Genomic DNA, 20,501 nt, shown 5'->3' on the forward strand with positions numbered 1-20,501 from the left:
CTCCCGTCGTCCTCATCGCCTTGATCGCCTTGATCGCTTCACTCGCCCGGATCGCCTGCGCCACTTGCATCGCTCCCGTTCCGCAGCAGCTCCCGCAGCCGCCCCCACCCGCGCTCGGGCATGAACGCCTCCGGTCCCCACCGCAACGCCGGCACCGTCACCACCAGCCCCGACGCGTCCCGCTCCAGCACATGCACCTCCGCGATCCGACGCCGTCCCGTCCGGTCGCGCACGAGGTGGAGGACCACCGACAGGGCGGCCGCCAGCTGGCTGTGCAGCGCGGCCCGGTCCAGGCCCGCGGCGGTGCCGAGCGCCTCCAGCCGAGCGGGCACCTGCGCCGCCGCGTTCGCGTGGAGCGTCCCGCAGCCGCCCTCGTGCCCCGTGTTCAGCGCGGCCAGCAGGGAGACCACCTCGGGGCCGCGCACCTCTCCGACGACCAGCCGGTCGGGTCTCATCCGCAGGGCCTGCCGCACCAGGTCCTGGAGCTCGACCAGCCCCACGCCCTCCTGGTTCGCGGGCCGGCCCTCCAGGCGCACCACATGCGGGTGGTCCGGGCGCAGCTCCGCCGAGTCCTCGGCCAGCACGATGCGCTCCGCCGGTCCCACCACGCCCAGCAGCGCGCTGAGGAGTGTGGTCTTGCCGGATCCGGTACCCCCGCTGATCACATAGGAGAGCCGGGCGGCGATCAGCGCCCGCAGCACGCGGTCCCCGCCCGGGGGCACCGTCCCGGCCGCCACCAGCTCGTCCAGGGTGAACGCCCGTGGCCGTACGACGCGCAGGGACAGACAGGTGCAGCCGACCGCGACCGGGGGCAGCACCGCGTGCAGCCGGGTGCCGTCCGGCAGCCGGGCGTCGACCCACGGTCTGGCGTCGTCGAGACGCCGCCCCGCCACGGCGGCCAACCGCTGCGCGAGGCGCCGTACGGCAGCCGCGTCCGGGAAGGACACCGCCGTCAGTACCAGTCCGCCGCCCCGGTCCACCCACACCCGATCGGGCTCCGACACCAGGACATCGGTGACGGAAGGGTCGGCGAGCAACGGCTCCAGGGGGCCGCTGCCGACGAGTTCGGAACGCAGCTGCCGGGCCGCGCCCAGCACCTCCGCGTCCCCCAGCACCCGTCCCTGCTCGCGCAGGGCCTGGGCCACGCGCGCGGGAGTCGGTTCGGCCCCGCTCTCCACCAGCCACTGCCGCACACCGTCCAGCAGCCGTGTGCGTTCATCGATGCCGCCCCCGGGCACCGCCCCCGGACCCGCCCGGGACCCGAGCACCGCGCCATGGTCCGTCTCCACCCCCGCCCCGAAGCCCTGCTCCCTCGCGTCCCAGCCCCGCGCCGTCGCGCCCCAGCTCGTACTCATGGGTCAGTCACCCGCCTCGGCCAGCGCACGCTCCCAGAACGCCGCGCAGAACCGGGCGAGCGGCCCCCGCATCGCTCCCCCGGGCGGCACGGAACCGTCCCGGGACGGTGGTTCGTGAGGGACTTCGCCGAGCAACGGCAGTCCCAGCAGCCGCGCCACCTCGCGGTGGTCGAGCCCTGGTGCATAAGGTCCCCGGACCGCGACCCTCAGGTCGCCCAGCACCATGCCGACCACCGACGCCACCCGCCGTGCGGCCGCGATGGCGCGTAACTCGGCAGGGATCACCAGTAACCCGACGTCCACCTGGGCGAGAACCTCGGCCGCCCCCTCGTCCACGCGGCGCGGAAGGTCGACGACGACCGCGCCGCCGCGTCGCCGGGCGGCGGCGAGGACCGCCCGGACCGCCTGGGGCGGAACGGACACGGTGTCGCCGCGGTCCCAGCTCAGCACCCGCAGCGCGTGCAGTTCGGGCAGCGACTCCTCCAGGGCGCCGCCGCCGACCCGTCCCCGGGAGGCGGCGAACGCCGGCCAGCGCAGCCCCGCCGTGGTCTCCCCGCCGAGGAGTACGTCGAGTCCGCCGCCCAGTGGATCCGCGTCCACGAGCAGGGTGCGCCTTCCCTCGCGTGCGGAGGTGACGGCCAGGGCGCAGGCGAGCGTCGACGCACCGGCCCCGCCGCGACCGCCGATCACGCCGACGGTGAGCGCCGGACGGCCGGCCCCTTCGGCCACGTCGGCGATGCGGTCGACCAGCCATTGCTCACCGTCGGGCAGCATCAGGACGTGGTCGGCGCCGATCTCCACGGCGCGCCGCCAAACCCCGGAATCGTCCTGATCCCGCCCAACCAGCACCACGCCACGCCTGCGTGCGGCCCCGCGCACGCGGCGCACCGCATCGTCGCCGACGATGACGAGCGGCGCCGTTTCCCAGCCGCCCCGACGCGTCGGGATCCCCGGATGAACCTCCGGTCTGGCGCCCGCCGCCGCGCACAGACGCAGCAGATCGTCGAGGAGTTCGGCGTCCTCGGTGACGATCAGCGGCCCGCTCCGCCGCTGATCGGCGGCGTCCGGCCTGTCGTGTGTGATGGCTCCGCTCACGATCTCCAGCCTCCTTCGCTGCTTCCTCCGCGCCTCTTGCGCGCTTCTTCCGCTTCGGCGCTGACTGCGCGCCGCTTCCGCGTTCTTCCGTCCGGTCCGCGGGAACCACCCGGGCCCCGCGCTTCCCACTCGTGTGAAGAACCGGCAACCGGCTTGCATATGAGCGGTCGATACGAACCGGCCATACGCACGCGACAAACCGGAACCGGCCATGAACTCGCCGTCGGCGGGACGCGTTGGAATCACGGTGCAGCGATCCCGGAAATCATGTGGATCTTGGTCGATAACTGTGGACAACCCAGTGATTGTGAATATCGCCTTCACTCCCGCCGGGTGGGAGTGGTTGAGGGCGAGACGGCTTCCACAGAGCAGCGCAACGGCTACACACGGTGACCGAACGAGGGTGCTGCGAGACTGCGGCCACGAGAGGGGCTCAGTGGCCCGAGGCCGGACTGCACAGGGGAAAAACCCACCCGGACATGCGACGACCCCCGCCGGGGGGGAGAGCGGGGGTCGTCCCCACGGCCGACTCGGGGGGGGAGGAGTCGGACCGGGTTAGCACGGTCGCGAACGATCCGTGACTTCCATGGTGTACCCGAGAGCCCTCTCAGGCAAACCCACACGCCTCACCTTACGCCGAATGGTGGGCCCTATGCTCTGGCCCGTGGAAAACCACTCCTTGCCCCGCACGGCGGCCTTCTTTGACCTGGACAAGACGGTCATTGCGAAGTCGAGCACGCTCACCTTCAGCAAGTCCTTCTACCAAGGCGGTCTGATCAACCGCAGGGCCGCGTTGCGGACCGCGTACACCCAGTTCGTGTTCCTCATCGGCGGTGCCGACCACGACCAGATGGAACGGATGCGTGAGTACCTGTCCGCACTGTGCCGCGGCTGGAACGTCCAGCAGGTCAAGGAGATCGTCGCCGAGACGCTCCACGAACTGATCGACCCGATCATCTACGACGAGGCCGCCTCCCTCATCGAGGAGCACCACACCGCCGGGCGCGACGTCGTGATCGTGTCCACGTCCGGCGCCGAGGTGGTCGAACCGATCGGCGAGCTGCTCGGCGCGGACAGCGTCGTGGCCACCCGCATGGTCGTGGGCGACGACGGCTGCTTCACGGGCGAGGTGGAGTACTACGCCTACGGCCCGACGAAAGCAGAGGCGGTCAAGGAGCTCGCCGAGTCCGAGGGGTACGACCTCTCGCGCTGCTTCGCCTACAGCGACTCCGCGACCGATCTGCCGATGCTGGAGGCGGTCGGCCATCCGCACGCCGTGAACCCGGACCGGACCCTGCGGCGCGAGGCAGTCGCGCGCGGGTGGCCGATCCTGGACTTCCACCGCCCGGTCCGGCTGAAGCAGCGGCTTGCCGTACCGCCTCGTCCGGCCCTCCTCGCGGTCGCCGCGATAGGAGCGGCGGCGGCCACGGCGGGGCTCGTGTGGTACGCGAGCAGACGACGCGCGCCGGTCATATGAGCCCCGGCACAGACCTGACGTGCCCCGGGCGCCGGCCCCCGCGCCGGACGCCGGAGCCCCACCGACACCGCATCAGCCCCGGCACGCGCGCGTGACGCCGGACCTCTGCCCGATTTGCACCTCTTTGAATCGAAAAGTAAAGAACTGTGGCGAAGGGGTTCCGCTCGTCCCGGCCTGAGTAGTACAAAGGGTTTAGCGGCCCGCGAGACCAAAGGAAACAATCCGAAGGGATCGCCGTTAAACACGAAATTGGCCCCACGGACCCCAGCATGAACATCGAGCACCCACGCGACGTCGACCCGTCGATTACGGGCCAGCCGCACCAGGCACGGGCAGCAGTTCCCGGCCTGATGGGCACATATCGAGGACGCTTGGTAACCCGGTGAGCATGCCAGCGGCGGTACGATCACTCGTACCGCCGCAACCACGCAACAGGCCCTCGGCGAGGGCCTGTTCCCTTGTCCGGGGTTCGCCCGCCCGGGGCTACGCGGCCCCGCGCTGCAGCGCCTCGCAGACCGCGGTCGACTCACGGACACCCAGCTCGACGGCCTTTCCACAGTGGGCGATCCATGCCGCCATGCCCTCGGGTGTGCCCGACACATAGCCGTCCAGCGCGGCGACATAAGCCGCGCGGCCCAGTTCGGCGTGGCCGACCTCCGCCGAGCAGACCGCCTTGGGGTCGAGACCGCTGCCCACGAGGACGATGCGCTGGGCCGCACGCGCGACCAGGCCGTTGTGGGAGCCGAAGGGGCGCAGGGCGAGCAGTTCGCCGTGCACCACGGCCGCCGTCACCAACGCGGGGGCCGCACTCCCCGCGATCACCAGCTGGGAGAGCCCCTCCAGACGGCCGGAGACCTCGTCGGCATCCGGCAGCGGCAGCTCCACCAGAGGCTCGTCGACCGACTCCCCCTGCTGGCGGGGACGCCCCACACGGGGGTCGGAGTCCGCGGCCGCCACCAGGTGCAGCCGGGCCAGCACACGCAGGGGCGACTGCCGCCAGATCGACAGCAGCTGTCCCGCCTCCGCGGTCAGCCTGAGGGCCGCACCGACCGTCCGGGCCTCGTCGTCACCGCTGAAATCGGTACGCCGGCGCACTTCCTCCAGAGCCCAGTCGGCCCCGGAGAGCGCCGCCGAGCCGCGTGCGCCGCGCAGCGCCGCCTCGGAAGTGATCTCATTGCTGCGACGTCGCATGACCCGGTGGCCGTAGACCCGGTCCACGGACTTGCGCACGGACTCCACGGACTCGGCCACGCCGGGCAGCGCCGCCAGAACGGCGAGCGGATCGGCGGTCGCACCTGTCGTACTCATGAGTACGACACTACGCACCCGCGCGCCCCCTCCTTCGATGGAGTGGTCTTCTTCACGCCGACTGCGACGCACGGCAATCACACGACTACTGTTGGTGAACATGAAAATTGCTTTCGTCGGGAAGGGCGGCAGCGGCAAGACGACCCTGTCGTCCCTGTTCATTCGCCACCTCGCCGCCGTCGGAGCACCCGTCGTCGCGATCGACGCGGACATCAACCAGCACCTCGCGCCCGCCCTGGGACTGGACGAGGACGAGGCCGCGGCCCTGCCGGCCATGGGGGAACGGCTTCGGCTGATCAAGGACTACCTACGGGGCAGCAACCGGCGGATCGCCTCCGCCGAGACGATGATCAAGACCACTCCGCCCGGCGAGGGGTCCCGGCTGCTGCGGGTGCGGGAGAACAACCCGGTGTACGACGCCTGCGCGCGCCCGGTGGAACTCGACGGCGACGCCGTCCGTTTGATGGTCACCGGCCCCTTCACGGACGCCGACCTGGGGGTCGCCTGCTACCACTCCAAGACAGGAGCGGTGGAGTTGTGCCTGAACCACCTGCTGGACGGCCGCGACGAGTACGTGGTGGTCGACATGACGGCGGGCTCGGACTCCTTCGCCTCCGGCATGTTCACCCGCTTCGACATCACGTTCCTCGTCGCCGAGCCGACCCGGAAGGGGGTCTCCGTCTATCGCCAGTACAAGGAGTACGCCCGCGACTTCGGGGTCGTCCTGAAGGTCGTCGGCAACAAGGTGCAGGGTCAGGACGACATCGACTTCCTCCGCGCCGAGGTCGGTGACGACCTGCTCGTGACGGTCGGGCACTCGGACTGGGTGCGCTCCATGGAGAAGGGCCGTCCGCCCCGGTTCGAGTTCCTGGAGGACGCGAACCGTCGGTCCCTGCGCGTCCTCCAGGTCGCCGCCGACGCCACGTACGAACTGCGGGACTGGGAGCGGTACACCCGCCAGATGGTGCACTTCCACCTGCGCAACGCGACCAGTTGGGGAAACGAGCGCACCGGGGCCGACCTGGCGGCGCAGATCGACCCCGCGTTCGTCCTCAGGGAGGGCCTGGTCGCCGCCGTGTGAGCAACGGCGCCCGGCCTCGCCGGCTCCGGCGGCCTGGACGCGTCGGCCACCCATCGCCCCGGCGGGGGCGACCGGTTCCGCCGGGTCAGCGGCCGCTCCCCGCCGACGGCTTGATCGGCGGCGCTCCCGGGACCCCCTTGGGTTCCGGGGCGGGGTGGGCCGCCAGGAAGGACTCCCAGCCCTCCTTGGGGGCCTGGCCCACCTTCAGCGTGCCCAGCTTCCGCAGGACCTGCGGATCCTGCGCGTCCAGCCAGTCGGCGAGTTGGTGGAAGGAGACACAGCGCACCTCGGGCCGGGTGCAGACACGCTCGACGACCTCCTCGACGGCGCGCATGTATGTGCCGCCGTTCCAGGTCTCGAAGTGGTTGCCGACGACCATGGGTGCCCGGTTTCCGTCGTACGCGCGCTGGAAGCCCTGAAGCAGGCCGTCGCGCAACTGGTCGCCCCACACACCGAACTTGTCGGGATCACCCTGGGTCCGGGCGCCCGACTGGTCGGTCCTGAAGTTGTAGTCCATCGTCAACTGCTCGTAGGAGTGCCCCGGGAAGGGCACGAGCTGCATCGAGAGGTCCCACAGGCCGTCCCTCTTGCCGGGCCAGACCTGCCTGTCGATGCCGGAGGTGTCGTAGCGGAAGCCCAGGTCGCGAGCCGCCTTCACGAAGTTCGTCCGTCCCTCCAGGCAGGGCGTCCGGCCGCCGATGAGCTCCTTGTCATAGTCGAAGGGCAGCGAGGGCTCGCTCCTCAGGGCCGCATTGGTCTTCCAGGACTCCACGAACGACTTCGCCTGGGCGACCTCGTCCTTCCACTCCTCGACCGACCACCGGCCGACCCCGCCGTCGTTGCCGCAGAAGTGGCCGTTGAAGTGGGTGCCGATCTCGTTGCCCTCCAGCCAGGCGAGGCGCAGCTGCTCGACGGTGTCCCGGATTCCCTTCTCGTCGTTGAAGCCGATGTCCGAGCGGCCCGGGGAGTGCTGAGGCGGCCGGTACAGGTCGCGTTTGTCCTCCGGCAGGAGGTACACACCGCTCAGGAAGTACGTCATCGTCGCGTTGTTGGCCTTGGCGACCTTGCGGAAGTGCGAGAACAGCTTGTGGCTGTCCTCGCCGGCCCCGTCCCAGGAGAAGACCACGAACTGCGGGGGCCGCTGACCGGGCTTCAGCCGCTGGGGCCGGGGCAGATGCGGCTGCACACCGGTGTACGCGGTGGACCCGTCGCCGATCAGACGGACCGCACTCTCCGGCGCCGGCGCACCGGGAGCCTTGCTCATGCCCTGTCCGGAAGCGGTCGTGCCGGTCGAGCAACCGGCGAACGCGGTGGCACAGGCCGCGGCCACTGCGACGCCCGCGCCGATCCTCTGGGTGGCGGCCATCCTCCGCCCACCTTCTTCCTTCAGTCGGGGCCACGCCGATCAGTCGTGCGGTGCGGCGGAAGCCCGCCCCCACCCGCCGTCCAGCCAAGGTCACATGGGACGTCAGAGGGATTTGTATGACAAGCCGATGAAATTGCTACTTCACTCTGCTAGGTGACTTATTGCCCTATTTGCTCGGATATCAGATACGTTTCCTTTACTTGGCATTACGGTTCATTTACCGAGTGTTGGAGCATCCCGCCGCTGTACGCCGTGACCCACGGCCGCGCCCCGAACCCCGGCCCGTCGGCCGGGGACCGCCCATTCCGCGACCGCGCCACCCCGGAGGAGACGGGACCATGACCGCCTGCGTCCCCACCCGCGCCGCCGACTCGACTCGGACGAAGCGCCTGCACCAGCCCCACAGCCCACCGCCGTCCCGGCCCCGCCGCTTCCGCGTCGCGGCTGCCGATCTGTCGGCTTCCGTCTCGGTCTTCCTGATCGCCCTCCCCCTGTCCCTCGGCATCGCCCTAGCCACCGGTGCCCCGCTCCAGTCCGGCCTCGTCGCCGCCGCCGTCGGCGGACTCGTCGTCGGCCGGTTCGGCGGCTCCCCGCTCCAGGTCAGCGGCCCCGCCGCCGGGCTCACCGTGGTCACCGCCCACCTCATCCACCGCTACGGATGGCGTACGACCTGCGCCATCACCGTCCTCGCCGGTCTCGCCCAACTGGGCCTCGGCTGCCTGCGCGTGGCGCGTGCGGCGCTCGCGGTCAGTCCCGCGATCGTGCACGGCATGCTCGCGGGCATCGGCGTCACCATCGCCGTCGCCCAGCTGCACATCGTGCTCGGAGGCACCCCCCACAGCGCCGTCCTCGACAACCTGCGCGCGCTGCCCGCCCAGCTGGCCCGTCTCCATCCGGCCGCGGTCTCGGTCAGCGCGCTGACCCTCACCCTGCTGTTCGTCTGGCCACGGCTGCCCGGACGCACCGGACAGCTCCTGCGCAAGGTCCCGGCCGCGCTCATCGCCGTCACCGGGGCGACCGCCGTCGCCAGACTGGCCGGGCTCCCGCTGCCCAGGGTCGACCTGCCGTCCTGGCACAGCCACGCCCTGGCCGGGCTTCCCGAGGGATCCAGCACCGGCCTCGCCGTCGCCGTGCTGACCACCACGCTGGTGTGCAGTGTGCAGTCACTGCTCGGCGCCGTCGCCGTGGACAAGCTGGCCGCGGGACGGAATCCGCACCGCGGCCGCTCGGACCTGGACCGCGAGCTGCTCGGACAGGGTGCGGCCAACGTCGTCTCGGGAGCACTCGGCGGACTGCCGCTCGCGGGCGTCGCGGTGAGAAGTTCGGCGAACGTCCGAGCCGGCGCCGTCAGCCGGAACTCCACGATGTTGCACGGCGTTTGGGTAGTGGTGGCCGCGCTGCTGCTGGTCCCGGTGCTGGAGCTGATCCCCCTCGCCTCCCTCGCCGCACTGGTGATGGCCGTCGGCATCCAGATGGTGTCCCTGCACCACATCCGCACGGTCACCCGCCACCGAGAAGTGCTGGTCTACGCCGCCACCACCCTCGGCGTCGCCCTCCTGGGCGTCCTGGGGGGCGTGATCCTGGGTGTCGCCGTGGCCGTCGCGGTGGCCCTGCACCGCCTCACCCGCACCCGCATCACCCACGAGGACGACAAGGGAGTCCATCACGTACGAGTCCGAGGACAGCTGACCTTCCTCGCGGTGCCCCGGCTCAGCCGGACGCTGCACCTGGTGCCCGCCGGGACGGACGCCGTCGTGGAGCTGGACGGATCCTTCATGGACCACGCGGCGTACGAGTCCCTTCAGGACTGGCAGCGGACGCACCGGGCGCAGGGCGGCACGGTGGCCCTCACCGGCCGGGCCGGCAACCCCGTCGCGGTCCCCTCCCTGGACGCCCCCGCGCTCCAGGACAGCCAGGAGCCCGCGGAGGCGTCCGCGTGCCGGTGCCGGCCCTGGACACCGTGGCGCAACCACCAGTGCGAGCGGCCCCCGACCTCACCGCCCGGCGACCGTCCGGGCGGACCGGCCGCGGGGTCCGGGCCGAGCGGGCAGCAACTCGCTCGGGGCATCAGCACCTTCCAGCGGAACACCGCACCGTTGGTGCGGGGCGAGCTGGCCCGGCTGGCGCGTGAGGGACAGCGGCCGTCGCAGCTCTTCCTGACCTGCGCCGACTCGCGGCTCGTCACATCGATGATCACGTCCAGCGGTCCCGGCGACCTGTTCGTCGTCCGCAACGTGGGCAACCTCGTGCCGCTGCCCGGCGCGGAGCGCGGGGACGACTCGGTGGCGGCCGCCATCGAGTACGCGGTGGACGTCCTGAAGGTGCGCTTCATCACGGTGTGCGGACACTCCGGCTGCGGCGCGATGCAGGCGCTGCTCGCCTCGGAGCCGGGGGCCGCGCAAACTCCGCTCGAGCGATGGCTGCGCCACGGCGTGCCCAGTCTGGAGCGGATGTCCGACGAGGAGCGGCCCCGGGCCCGGATCGCCGGGCGGGAGCCGGCCGACGCGGTGGAGCAGCTGTGCCTGACCAATGTGGTGCAGCAACTGGAGCACCTGAGAGCGCACGAGTCGGTGGCCCGCGCCCTCGGCGAGGGCACGCTCGAACTTCAGGGCATGTACTTCCACGTGGGTGAGGCCCAGGCGTATCTGCTCGCCGCGTCCCTGGAGGGCGATGTCTTCGCACGGGTGGGCGCGGCCAGGAAGGCGCCCAGCCCGGCGTGAGACCGGGGTGGTGCGGTCCGGGCCGGTGCGCCGGGCCGCACCATCGCCGGGTGAACCAGGAGGGCGTGAGCCACGTGGACTCGGGCAGATCCGGAGGCCACGCACGCACGACAGGTCTAAACCAATTTAGGGTCGGCCCTTGTCATCGAGCCCCCCGGTCTGGTGAGCTGTGGCCTGGAACACAACGGACACCCCGGGAAAGGGAGATGTCGTGAGCAACGAAAGCCTGGCCAACCTGCTCAAGGAAGACCGCAGGTTCGCGCCCCCCGCCGACCTGGCCGCGGGCGCCAACGTCACGGCAGAGGCGTACGAACAGGCCAAGGCTGACAGGCTCGGCTTCTGGGCCGAGCAGGCCCGGCGGCTGACCTGGGCGGTGGAGCCGACCGAGACCCTCGACTGGTCGAACCCGCCGTTCGCGAAGTGGTTCAAGGACGGCAAGCTCAACGTCGCGTACAACTGCGTCGACCGGCACGTCGAGGCCGGCCACGGCGACCGCGTCGCGATCCACTTCGAGGGCGAGCCGGGCGACAGCCGCGCCATCACCTACGCGGAGCTCAAGGACGAGGTGTCCAAGGCCGCGAACGCGCTGCTGGAGCTGGGCGTCCGGAAGGGCGACCGGGTCGCCGTCTACATGCCGATGATCCCGGAGACCGCGATCGCGATGCTGGCGTGCGCCCGCATCGGCGCCGCGCACTCCGTCGTCTTCGGCGGCTTCTCGGCGGACGCGCTCGCCACCCGTATCCAGGACGCCGACGCGCGGGTCGTCATCACCTCCGACGGCGGCTGGCGGCGCGGCAAGCCGTCCGCCCTCAAGCCGGCCGTCGACGACGCGATCGAGCGCGTGGACAACGTCGAGCACGTGCTCGTCGTCCGCCGTACCGGCCAGGAGGTCGCCTGGACCGAGGGCCGGGACGTGTGGTGGCACGAGATCGTCGAGCGCCAGTCCGCCGAGCACACGCCGGAGGCGTTCGAGGCGGAGCACCCGCTGTTCATCCTGTACACGTCCGGCACGACGGGTAAGCCCAAGGGCATCCTGCACACCTCCGGCGGCTACCTCACCCAGGCCGCGTACACGCACTGGGCGGTCTTCGACCTCAAGCCGGAGACCGACGTGTACTGGTGCACTGCGGACGTCGGCTGGGTCACCGGGCACTCGTACATCGTCTACGGGCCGCTGGCCAACGGCGCGACCCAGGTCATGTACGAGGGCACGCCCGACACGCCGCACCAGGGCCGCTTCTGGGAGATCGTGCAGAAGTACGGGGTCACGATCCTGTACACGGCGCCCACGGCGATCCGTACGTTCATGAAGTGGGGCGACGACATCCCCGCCAAGTTCGACCTCAGCAGCCTCCGAGTGCTCGGGTCCGTCGGCGAGCCGATCAACCCCGAAGCGTGGATCTGGTACCGCAAGCACATCGGCGCCGATCGCACACCGGTCGTGGACACCTGGTGGCAGACCGAGACCGGCGCGATGATGATCTCGCCGCTGCCGGGCGTGACCGAGGCCAAGCCGGGTTCGGCGCAGCGGCCCCTGCCGGGCATCGCCGCGACCGTGGTCGACGACGAGGCGAGCGATGTGCCGAACGGGGGCGGCGGCTATCTGGTGCTCACCGAGCCGTGGCCGTCGATGCTGCGCACCATCTGGGGTGACGACCAGCGGTTCATCGACACGTACTGGTCGCGGTTCGAGGGCAAGTACTTCGCCGGGGACGGCGCGAAGAAGGACGACGACGGGGACATCTGGCTGCTCGGGCGCGTCGACGACGTGATGCTCGTGTCCGGGCACAACATCTCCACCACCGAGGTGGAGTCCGCGCTCGTGTCCCACCCCACCGTCGCCGAGGCGGCCGTGGTCGGCGCGGCGGACGAGACGACCGGCCAGGCCATCGTCGCCTTCGTGATCCTGCGCGGGACGGCGTCCGAGGACGAGGACCTCACCGCCGAGCTGCGCAACCACGTGGGCGCGACGCTCGGCCCGATCGCCAAGCCCAAGCGGATCCTGCCGGTGGCGGAGCTGCCGAAGACCCGCTCCGGGAAGATCATGCGGCGACTGCTGCGCGACGTGGCGGAGAACCGTGAGCTCGGCGATGTCACGACGCTGACCGACTCAACGGTGATGCATCTGATCCAGGCCAAGCTCCCGGCGGCACCGAGCGAGGACTAGGACCTCCCCGTCCCGACAAGGGCGCCCGGCACCATGCCGGGCGCCCTTGTCTTGTGCCCGGCAGCCCAGCCGCCCCACCGGAAAAGCCCCGCCCTGCCCCGTTGGTCCGAAAGGTGAATGCTCCGCTCCACCATTAAGGATCCGGTAAAATAATCAGCTCAGGGTGTGCCGGGAAGTCTGGTCGGCCAGCCGCTCGCGCGTTCTTCGCGGCGGCGGTCAGTCAGCCGTACCCGACCGGAGGTCCCCACCGTGGCCGCGCCCCGCACCCGCACCCGCCAGTTCCTCGGACGGCTCTCGCTGCCCGAGCGGACCTTCGTCGCGGACGCACTGCGCACCGAGACGGTCGGCGGTGTGCTGCTCCTCCTCGCCGCGGTCGCCGCACTGGTCTGGGCGAACATACCCGCGCTGCACAGCAGCTACGAGAGTGTGAGCCACTGGCGCTTCGGAGTCACCGCCCTGGGCCTCGACCTGTCCCTCCAGCACTGGGCCGCCGACGGACTCCTCGCGATCTTCTTCTTCGTCGCCGGGGTCGAACTCAAGCGTGAACTGGTCGCCGGTGATCTACGGGATCGACGGGCGGCCGCGCTCCCCGTCGTCGCCGCGCTCTGCGGAATGGCCGCACCCGCGGCCGTCTACGCCCTCACCAACGCCGCGGGCGGCGGATCCTTGGCGGGCTGGGCGGTCCCCACGGCTACCGACATCGCGTTCGCCCTCGCGGTCCTCGCGGTCATCGGCACCTCGCTGCCGTCCGCCCTGCGCGCCTTCCTGCTCACGCTCGCCGTCGTCGACGACCTGCTCGCCATCCTGATCATCGCGGTCTTCTTCACGGACCGGCTGAACCTCCCGGCCCTCGGCGGCGCCTTCGCCGGCCTCGCCGTGTTCTGGCTGCTGCTGCGCAAGGGCGTCCGCGGCTGGTACGTCTACGTCCCGCTCGCGCTGGTCATCTGGGGGCTGATGTACAACAGCGGCGTCCACGCCACCATCGCCGGCGTCGCCATGGGGCTCATGCTGCGCTGCCACCGCCACGAGGACGAGGAGCACTCCCCCGGCGAGCACATGGAACATCTCGTGCGCCCCCTGTCGGCCGGTGTCGCGGTCCCGCTGTTCGCCCTGCTGAGCGCGGGTGTCGCGGTCTCCGGCGGAGCACTCCGGGAGGTATTCACCAGACCGGAGACGCTCGGCGTTGTACTGGGCCTGGTCATCGGCAAGACGGTCGGCATCTTCGGCGGGACCTGGCTCACGGCCCGCTTCACCCGGGCCTCGCTCAGCGAGGGCCTCGCCTGGGCCGATGTGTTCGCCGTCGCCTCCCTGGCCGGCATCGGCTTCACCGTCTCCCTGCTCATCGGCGAACTGGCCTTCGAGGGGGACCCGGCGCTCACGGACGAGGTCAAGGCCGCCGTCCTCGCCGGGTCGCTGATCGCGGCCGTGTGCGCGACGGCGCTGCTGAAGGTCCGCAACGCCAAGTACCGTGCCCTGTGCGCGGAGGAGGAGCGCGACGACGACATGGACGGCGTTCCCGACGTGTACGCGCAGGACGACCCGGCCTATCACCTGCGTATGGCCGCGATCCATGAGCGCAAGGCCGCCGAGCACCGCCGGCTCGCCGCCCTCGGCGCCGCCGCGACCCGGACTCCGGACGGGCCGGGACCGGACCATCGGCCCGACAGCCGCGACGACTGGCCGAGTTGAGACCGGGCCGGAACGCGTGCGAACTGGCGGGCGGGGCAAGCGGACAGAACGGCCGTCCGGCATGATCTGACACATCCGCAAAACTCCGCAGTGTCGGCGGAGTAGCCCCGCAGAGAACAGGGAGACCGCGATGAGCGCACCCGACGGCAGCCCGGTCGGCGCCGAACGCAGCATCGGCCAGCTGTTCGCCTCGGCGACGACCGAATTGTCCGCCCTGGTGCACGACGAGATCGCACTGGCGAAGGCTCAGCTCAAACGAGACGTCAAGCGTGGCGCGACGAGCGGAGGCGCGTTCTCGGCCGCGGGCGCCGTGCTGCTGTTCTCCCTGCCCATGCTGAACTTCGCACTGGCCTACGGGATCCGGACCTGGAGCGGCTGGAACCTGGCCGTCTGCTTCCTGCTCTCCTTCGCCGCCAACGTCGTGGTCGCGCTGCTGCTCGCCCTCATCGGCCTCGTGTTCGCGAAGAAGGCCAAGAAGGCCAAGGGCCCGCAGAAGGTCGCCGCGTCGATGAAGGAGTCCGCCGGCGTTCTGCAGCACGCCAAACCGCACCCGCGCCAGGCGCAGCCGAACGGCACGGAGGCCGAAGCTGTGGCACGCTCGTCCTCATGACGGACCCCGCCACCCATTCGGCGCAATCCACCTCGGTCGTACGGCTCGACGTACCCGGCGGCAAAGAGGTGACCCACCGTGACGTCGCGGCCAACGGCGCGCGCTTTCACATCGCCGAGCTGGGCGACGGGCCCCTGGTCCTGCTCCTGCACGGATTCCCGCAGTTCTGGTGGGCCTGGCGGCACCAGTTGGTGGCGCTCGCCGACGCGGGCTTCCGCGCCGTGGCGATGGACCTGCGCGGGGTCGGCGGCAGCGACCGCACACCGCGCGGTTACGACCCCGCGAACCTGGCGCTCGACATCACCGGGGTCGTCCGCTCCCTGGGCGAGCCCGACGCCGCGCTCGTCGGCCACGACCTGGGCGGATATCTGGCCTGGACGGCGGCCGCCATGCGCCCCAAGCTCGTACGCCGGCTCGTCGTCTCCTCGATGCCGCATCCACGGCGCTGGCGCTCGGCGATGCTCGGCGACGCGCGGCAGACGGCCGCGAGTTCCTATATCTGGGGCTTCCAGCGGCCCTGGATCCCCGAGCGTCGGCTGACCGCCGACGACGGCGCCCTGGTCGGCCGGCTCATCCGGGACTGGTCGGGACCGCGACTGCCGGACGACGAGGCCGTGGAGGCCTACCAGCGCGCCATGTGCATCCCCTCGACGGCGCACTGCTGCGTCGAGCCGTACCGCTGGATGGTGCGCTCCATGGCCCGGCCCGACGGCATTCAGTTCAACCGCCGTATGAAGCGGCCCGTTCGGGTCCCGACCCTGCATCTGCACGGCTCGCTGGACCCCGTCATGCGCACCAGGAGCGCGGCCGGATCAGGTCAGTACGTCGAGGCGCCGTACCGCTGGCGGCTGTTCGACGGGCTGGGGCACTTCCCGCACGAGGAGGACCCGGTGACGTTCTCCGCCGAGCTGATCAACTGGCTCAAGGACCCCGAACCCGACCGCTGACCACGCGCTCGAACGCCCCCTCGAACCCGTTCGGTGACCGTGCGAATGCGCCCGGTACCCGGACGGGAACGGCTGTTCCAAGACCGGCCACATGCCTGCCGCATAGGCCAATTGGGGGCCCGCGAGGCGGTTATGGACCTTGGGGCAGGGGCAGACGTCGGGGTATGGGCTGGACGCACGACTACAGTGACGCAGCACGCGACCGTCGCTCGGCCACCGCGCCGGGCTCCCACCAAAGGGGCGCTCCGCAGCTGCAGGGCACGGACCCCCGAGTGGGGATCCCGCACATTCTGCGCCGCCGGGCCCGCTGGGTCTCGGTGCGACTGCGCCACCCACGCGGCTGACCGCGCGGTCCCGGAAGCGGCCCGCCCCCTCCGGCATCACAGCGCGCAGCTGTCGCTGTCCACCTGCTGGTTCGCCGTACGTCCCTTGACGACGTCCGCCCGGATCTCGTCCGCGGTGAGCGCGTACCCCGTCTCGGCGTCGTCGAGGGACTTGGCGAACACCACCCCGTAGATCTTGCCGTCGGGGGTCAGCAGCGGACCGCCGGAGTTCCCCTGGCGCACGGTCGCGTACAGCGAGTACACATCGCGGCGGACCGTGCCCCGGTGGTAGATGTCCGGTCCGTTGGCCGTGATGCGGCCCCGGACCCGGGCGGGCTGGACGTTGTACGACCCGTTCTCCGGGAAGCCGGCCACGATCGCGCTGCTGCCGCCGGACGCGTCGGTGGCGGTGAACCGCAGCACCGGTGCCTGCAGGTCCGGGACGTCGAGTACGGCGATGTCGCGCCGCCAGTCGTAGAGCACGACCTTGGCGTTGTACTTCCGGCCCTCGCCGCCTATCTGGACGGTGGGCTCGTCGACGCCGCCGACCACGTGCGCGTTGGTCATGACACGGCGCCGGCCGAAGACGAAGCCGGTGCCTTCGAGGACCTTGCCGCAGCTCTGCGCGGTGCCCATGACCTTGACGATGGAGCGCTGCGCGCGCGTGGCGACCATGCTGCTCGCGAGGGCCGGGTCCGGAGGCCGGACCTCGGTGATCGGTTCGTTCACGAACGGGCTGAAGACCTGCGGGAAGCCGTTCTGCGCGAGCACCGAGGAGAAGTCCGCGAACCAGGTGTCCGCCTGTGCGGGCAGGGCGCGGGAGACCCCGAGGAGCACCTTGGAGCCGCGCACCTCCTTGCCGAGCGTCGGCAGCGTCGTACCGGCGAGGGCGGAGCCGATCAGCCAGGCGACCAGGAGCATCGCCACCACGTTGACCAGCGCACCGCCCGTGGCGTCCAGGGCACGGGCCGGGGACCAGGTGATGTACCGGCGCAGCTTGTTGCCCAGGTGGGTGGTCAGGGCCTGGCCGACGGAGGCGCAGACGATCACCACCACGACGGCGACCACCGCGGCGGTCGTGCTCACCTTGGCGCCGTCGGTGGCGCTGTCCCAGATGACCGGCAGCAGATAGACCGCGACCAGACCGCCGCCCAGGAAGCCGATCACCGAGAGGATGCCGACGACGAAGCCCTGGCGATAACCCACGATCGCGAACCACACGGCGGCGACCAGCAACAGGATGTCCAGCACGTTCACTGCTTGTAGCCTCGCCTCATCGCTTTCCGGTCGCCGTCATCCGGCCGGGTGGCCGAGCCCGTCGCGCAGCGGCAGCGGGGCACGGCGTCCCCCGAAAGACCACAGCACGGAGGCCACCTTGTCATGAGCGCCAGTCGAGCGGGACCTGCTTCTCACGGTCCCAGGGGCGCTCCCAGCCCGCGAAGTGCAGCAGACGGTCGATGACTCCGGCGGTGAAACCCCAGACAAGGGCGGATTCGACCAGAAATGCCGGACCTCGGTGGCCGCTGGGGTGCACCGTGGTCGCCCTGTTCGCCGGGTCCGTGAGATCCGCCACGGGAACGGTGAAGACCCGCGCCGTCTCGTTCGGATCGACGACCCCCACCGGACTTCTCTCGCGCCACCAGCCGAGGACGGGCGTCACGACGAAACCGCTCACCGGGATGTAGAGCCTGGGAAGCACGCCGAAGAGCTGGACGCCGCGCGAGTCGAGCCCGGTCTCCTCCTCGGCCTCGCGAAGTGCGGCCCGCAGCGGTCCCTCGGTCTTCGGGTCGCCGTCCTCGGGGTCGAGGGCGCCACCGGGGAACGACGGCTGCCCGGCGTGCGAGCGCAGCGAGCTGGCACGCTCCATCAGCAGCAGCTCCGGTCCGCGGTCGCCCTCGCCGAAGAGGATCAGTACGGCCGACTGGCGCCCGGCACCGTCCTCCGGCGGCAGGAAGCGGCTGAGCTGGAGCGGCTCGACGTTCTGGGCGACCCGTACGACCGGGTCGAGCCAGCCGGGCAGGCCCTCCGTGCTCGGCCGCAGCCGCCCACCGTCGGTGTTGCTCATGTGGTCCGTATCACTCGCGTGCGTCATCGCCACCCCCGTTCTGCCGATCCCAACGCCCGCGGGACCTTCGTTCGTTCCGCAGGTCCCTCGTGTGGGTGTCCCGTCACCCGATCCGCAGGACGACACACTGCGCCCAGGGCGCGCACCACAGCGCGCGCCGGACCGCCCGCGCCCCTCACCCGGCGCCCAGCGGCGGCGCCGGGATGCCGCCCGCGTCCAGATACGCCTGCGGTGGCTTCAGCCGCTGCCCCGGGAAGCCGCCCTTCTCGTACTTCAGGAGCTTCTTCGCCTTCTCCGGATCGGTCTCGCCCTCGCCGTAGGCCGGGCAGAGCGGGGCGATCGGGCAGGCGCCGCAGGCCGGCTTGCGCGCGTGGCAGATACGACGGCCGTGGAAGATCACGTGATGCGAGAGCATCGTCCACTCACTCTTCGGGAAGAGCGAGCCGACCGCCGCCTCGATCTTGTCCGGGTCCGTCTCGTCGGTCCACTGCCAGCGGCGGACGAGCCGCTGGAAGTGCGTGTCGACGGTGATGCCGGGGCGGCCGAAGGCGTTGCCCAGCACCACGAAGGCGGTCTTGCGGCCGACGCCGGGCAGTTTGACGAGATCCTCCAGACGGCCGGGGACCTCGCCGCCGAACTCCTCCACCAGGGCCTTGGAGAGCCCTATCACCGACTTGGTCTTCGCCCGGAAGAACCCCGTCGGGCGCAGGATCTCCTCGACCTCCTCGGGGTTGGCCGCCGCGAGGTCCTCGGGGGTGGGATACCTGGCGAAGAGCGCCGGGGTGGTCTGGTTCACCCGCAGGTCGGTGGTCTGCGCGGACAGGACCGTCGCGACGATCAGCTCGAAGGGGTTCTCGAAGTCCAGTTCCGGATGGGCGTACGGGTACACCTCGGCGAGCTCGCGGTTGATCCGGCGGGCCCGGCGGACGAGGGCGGTCCGGGTCTCGTTCCCGGGGGGCTCCGGGGCAAGGGTCGTGGCGGGGGCCACGTGGTCGACGGCGACGGTGGCCTTCTTGGAGACGGCCTCGGGGTGAGCCGCCTTCCTGGCCGACTTCTTCGCGGGGGCCGCCTTCGCCGCGCGGGAGGTCTTCCCGGCGGCGGCCTTCGCAGGAGCCGTCTTCGCGGGAGCCGTCTTCCCGGCGGCCGTCCTGCCGGGGGCGGCCACCTCGCCGGAAGCGGCCTTCTTGGCGGCGGTCTTCTTGGCGGCGGTCTTCGCGGGGTCAGCCTTCTCCGCGGCGGCCTTCCTGTCGGACGACCTCCCTGACGCCGTCATCGATGCCTGCTCCGAAGGCTCAGATTTCTGCCGTTTTGTCGTTTTCTTTCCACCCGAGGGGTCCTGTTCGCCCACAGCGGAATCGCGACGTACAACCACCCGCCCAGCCCCCTTGGCCTGTGCTCTCACCGGCGATTTGGACACCCGGCCAGCCTAAGGCCCGGCGCCGACATCCGCCCCGGAGCCAACGGATCACGCCCCGATTGGACCCCTGCCGCATACCCCGGGACATCAGTGCGGCATCCTTGTGACAGATCACACTGTTTGGACCGTCCGGCAAAATGGGGAACACGGTCCCCTGGTAAGCGGGGGAGCAAGATCCCCTGAGCAGGTCGACAAGGAGAGAACTCGTGGACGACGTTCTGCGGCGCGCCCCGCTCTTCGCGGCGCTCGATGACGAGCAGGCCGCGGAGCTCCGCGCCTCCATGAGTGAGGTGACCCTCGCCCGCGGCGACTCGCTGTTCCACGAGGGCGACCCCGGTGACCGCCTGTACGTGGTCATGGACGGCAAGGTCAAGCTTCACCGCACCTCCCCCGATGGCCGCGAGAACATGCTGGCGGTGCTCGGCCCCGGTGAGCTGATCGGCGAGCTGTCGCTGTTCGACCCCGGCCCGCGCACGGCCACGGCCACCGCGCTGACCGAGGTCAAGCTGCTGGGCCTCGGCCACGGCGACCTCCAGCCGTGGCTGAACGCGCGGCCCGAGGTGGCCGCGGCGCTGCTGCGCGCGGTGGCCCGACGACTGCGCAAGACCAACGACCAGATGTCCGACCTGGTCTTCTCCGACGTTCCCGGCCGTGTGGCCCGCGCGCTGCTGGACCTCTCACGCCGGTTCGGCGTGCAGTCCGAAGAGGGCATCCACGTGGTGCACGACCTCACCCAGGAGGAGCTGGCCCAGCTGGTCGGCGCCTCCCGCGAGACCGTGAACAAGGCCCTCGCGGACTTCGCCCAGCGCGGCTGGCTCCGGCTGGAGGCGCGTGCGGTGATCCTGCTGGACGTGGAGCGACTGGCCAAGCGGTCCCGCTGA

At 71.0% G+C, this 20,501-nt stretch carries 16 protein-coding genes; 9 read left to right on the forward strand and 7 right to left on the reverse strand.

Translation table 11 applies throughout. The features are described 5' to 3' along the window. Positions 1-38 precede the first annotated feature (38 nt). Together ACFYX0_RS14570 and ssd are read right to left on the reverse strand one after the other, a co-directional pair. Positions 39-1,355: a TadA family conjugal transfer-associated ATPase gene (locus tag ACFYX0_RS14570; protein ID WP_388970231.1), complete on the reverse strand. Its 1,317-nt coding sequence runs from the start codon at positions 1,353-1,355 to the stop codon at positions 39-41. A gap of 3 nt (positions 1,356-1,358) precedes the next feature. Beyond that, entirely contained in the window at positions 1,359-2,450 is a 1,092-nt protein-coding gene (gene ssd / locus ACFYX0_RS14575) for a septum site-determining protein Ssd (RefSeq protein WP_388970234.1), read from the reverse strand. Positions 2,451-3,102: 652 nt separating this feature from the next. Between ssd and ACFYX0_RS14580 the strand changes: the two genes are divergently transcribed. Beyond that, complete coding sequence (locus ACFYX0_RS14580) at positions 3,103-3,927, forward strand: HAD family hydrolase (protein ID WP_388970236.1); 825 nt, start codon at positions 3,103-3,105, stop codon at positions 3,925-3,927. A 483-nt stretch (positions 3,928-4,410) separates the two neighbouring features. Here ACFYX0_RS14580 and ACFYX0_RS14585 read toward each other — a convergent pair whose 3' ends face one another. After that, positions 4,411-5,235: an oxidoreductase gene (locus tag ACFYX0_RS14585; RefSeq protein WP_355917513.1), complete on the reverse strand. Its 825-nt coding sequence runs from the start codon at positions 5,233-5,235 to the stop codon at positions 4,411-4,413. A 100-nt stretch (positions 5,236-5,335) separates the two neighbouring features. On the opposite strand from ACFYX0_RS14585, the gene ACFYX0_RS14590 reads away from it, so the two are divergent. Further along, positions 5,336-6,316 carry an ATP-binding protein gene (locus ACFYX0_RS14590; RefSeq protein ID WP_311694872.1) on the forward strand — a complete coding sequence of 327 codons (981 nt, stop codon included), beginning with the start codon at positions 5,336-5,338 and terminating at the stop codon, positions 6,314-6,316. Between the two features lie 85 nt (positions 6,317-6,401). Here ACFYX0_RS14590 and ACFYX0_RS14595 read toward each other — a convergent pair whose 3' ends face one another. Next, on the reverse strand, positions 6,402-7,682 hold the full coding sequence (locus ACFYX0_RS14595) for a hypothetical protein (RefSeq protein WP_388970238.1): 1,281 nt from the start codon (positions 7,680-7,682) through the stop codon (positions 6,402-6,404). Between the two features lie 338 nt (positions 7,683-8,020). On the opposite strand from ACFYX0_RS14595, the gene ACFYX0_RS14600 reads away from it, so the two are divergent. The 6 genes from ACFYX0_RS14600 to ACFYX0_RS14625 all read left to right on the forward strand — a co-directional run bounded on the left by ACFYX0_RS14600 (position 8,021) and on the right by ACFYX0_RS14625 (position 16,159). After that, positions 8,021-10,402 (forward strand): SulP family inorganic anion transporter, encoded by a 2,382-nt coding sequence (locus ACFYX0_RS14600; protein WP_388970240.1) that lies wholly within the window; start codon positions 8,021-8,023, stop codon positions 10,400-10,402. Positions 10,403-10,613: 211 nt separating this feature from the next. Next, positions 10,614-12,569 carry an acetate--CoA ligase gene (gene acs / locus ACFYX0_RS14605; RefSeq protein WP_388970242.1) on the forward strand — a complete coding sequence of 652 codons (1,956 nt, stop codon included), beginning with the start codon at positions 10,614-10,616 and terminating at the stop codon, positions 12,567-12,569. 249 nt (positions 12,570-12,818) lie between these two features. Continuing rightward, positions 12,819-14,258, forward strand: a complete 1,440-nt coding sequence (gene nhaA, locus ACFYX0_RS14610; RefSeq protein WP_388970244.1) for a Na+/H+ antiporter NhaA — start codon at positions 12,819-12,821, stop codon at positions 14,256-14,258. Positions 14,259-14,388: 130 nt separating this feature from the next. Continuing rightward, positions 14,389-14,868, forward strand: a complete 480-nt coding sequence (locus tag ACFYX0_RS14615) for a phage holin family protein (protein WP_355917528.1) — start codon at positions 14,389-14,391, stop codon at positions 14,866-14,868. Then, a complete protein-coding gene (locus ACFYX0_RS14620) occupies positions 14,865-15,815 on the forward strand; it encodes an alpha/beta fold hydrolase (protein ID WP_388970246.1) in 951 nt (316 codons plus the stop codon). Before ACFYX0_RS14615 ends, ACFYX0_RS14620 begins: the two co-directional genes overlap by 4 nt. 164 nt (positions 15,816-15,979) lie before the next feature. Then, positions 15,980-16,159 carry a hypothetical protein gene (locus ACFYX0_RS14625; RefSeq protein WP_311694881.1) on the forward strand — a complete coding sequence of 60 codons (180 nt, stop codon included), beginning with the start codon at positions 15,980-15,982 and terminating at the stop codon, positions 16,157-16,159. 36 nt (positions 16,160-16,195) lie between these two features. On the opposite strand, the gene ACFYX0_RS14630 is transcribed toward ACFYX0_RS14625, so the two are convergent. From ACFYX0_RS14630 to nth, 3 genes are all read right to left on the reverse strand, one after another. Then, on the reverse strand, positions 16,196-17,395 hold the full coding sequence (locus ACFYX0_RS14630; RefSeq protein ID WP_355917534.1) for a MarP family serine protease: 1,200 nt from the start codon (positions 17,393-17,395) through the stop codon (positions 16,196-16,198). Positions 17,396-17,516: 121 nt separating this feature from the next. Beyond that, positions 17,517-18,203, reverse strand: a complete 687-nt coding sequence (locus ACFYX0_RS14635; protein ID WP_388970248.1) for an NUDIX hydrolase — start codon at positions 18,201-18,203, stop codon at positions 17,517-17,519. A 175-nt stretch (positions 18,204-18,378) separates the two neighbouring features. Further along, complete coding sequence (nth, locus tag ACFYX0_RS14640; RefSeq protein WP_388970250.1) at positions 18,379-19,476, reverse strand: endonuclease III; 1,098 nt, start codon at positions 19,474-19,476, stop codon at positions 18,379-18,381. Between the two features lie 350 nt (positions 19,477-19,826). On the opposite strand from nth, the gene ACFYX0_RS14645 reads away from it, so the two are divergent. Beyond that, the gene (locus ACFYX0_RS14645; RefSeq protein WP_311694886.1) at positions 19,827-20,501 is read left to right on the forward strand and encodes a Crp/Fnr family transcriptional regulator; all 675 of its coding nucleotides are present in this window, start codon (positions 19,827-19,829) and stop codon (positions 20,499-20,501) included.

This window comes from Streptomyces sp. NPDC002573 (assembly GCF_042889625.1).
GTDB classification, from domain to species: Bacteria; Actinomycetota; Actinomycetes; order Streptomycetales; family Streptomycetaceae; genus Streptomyces; species Streptomyces gibsoniae.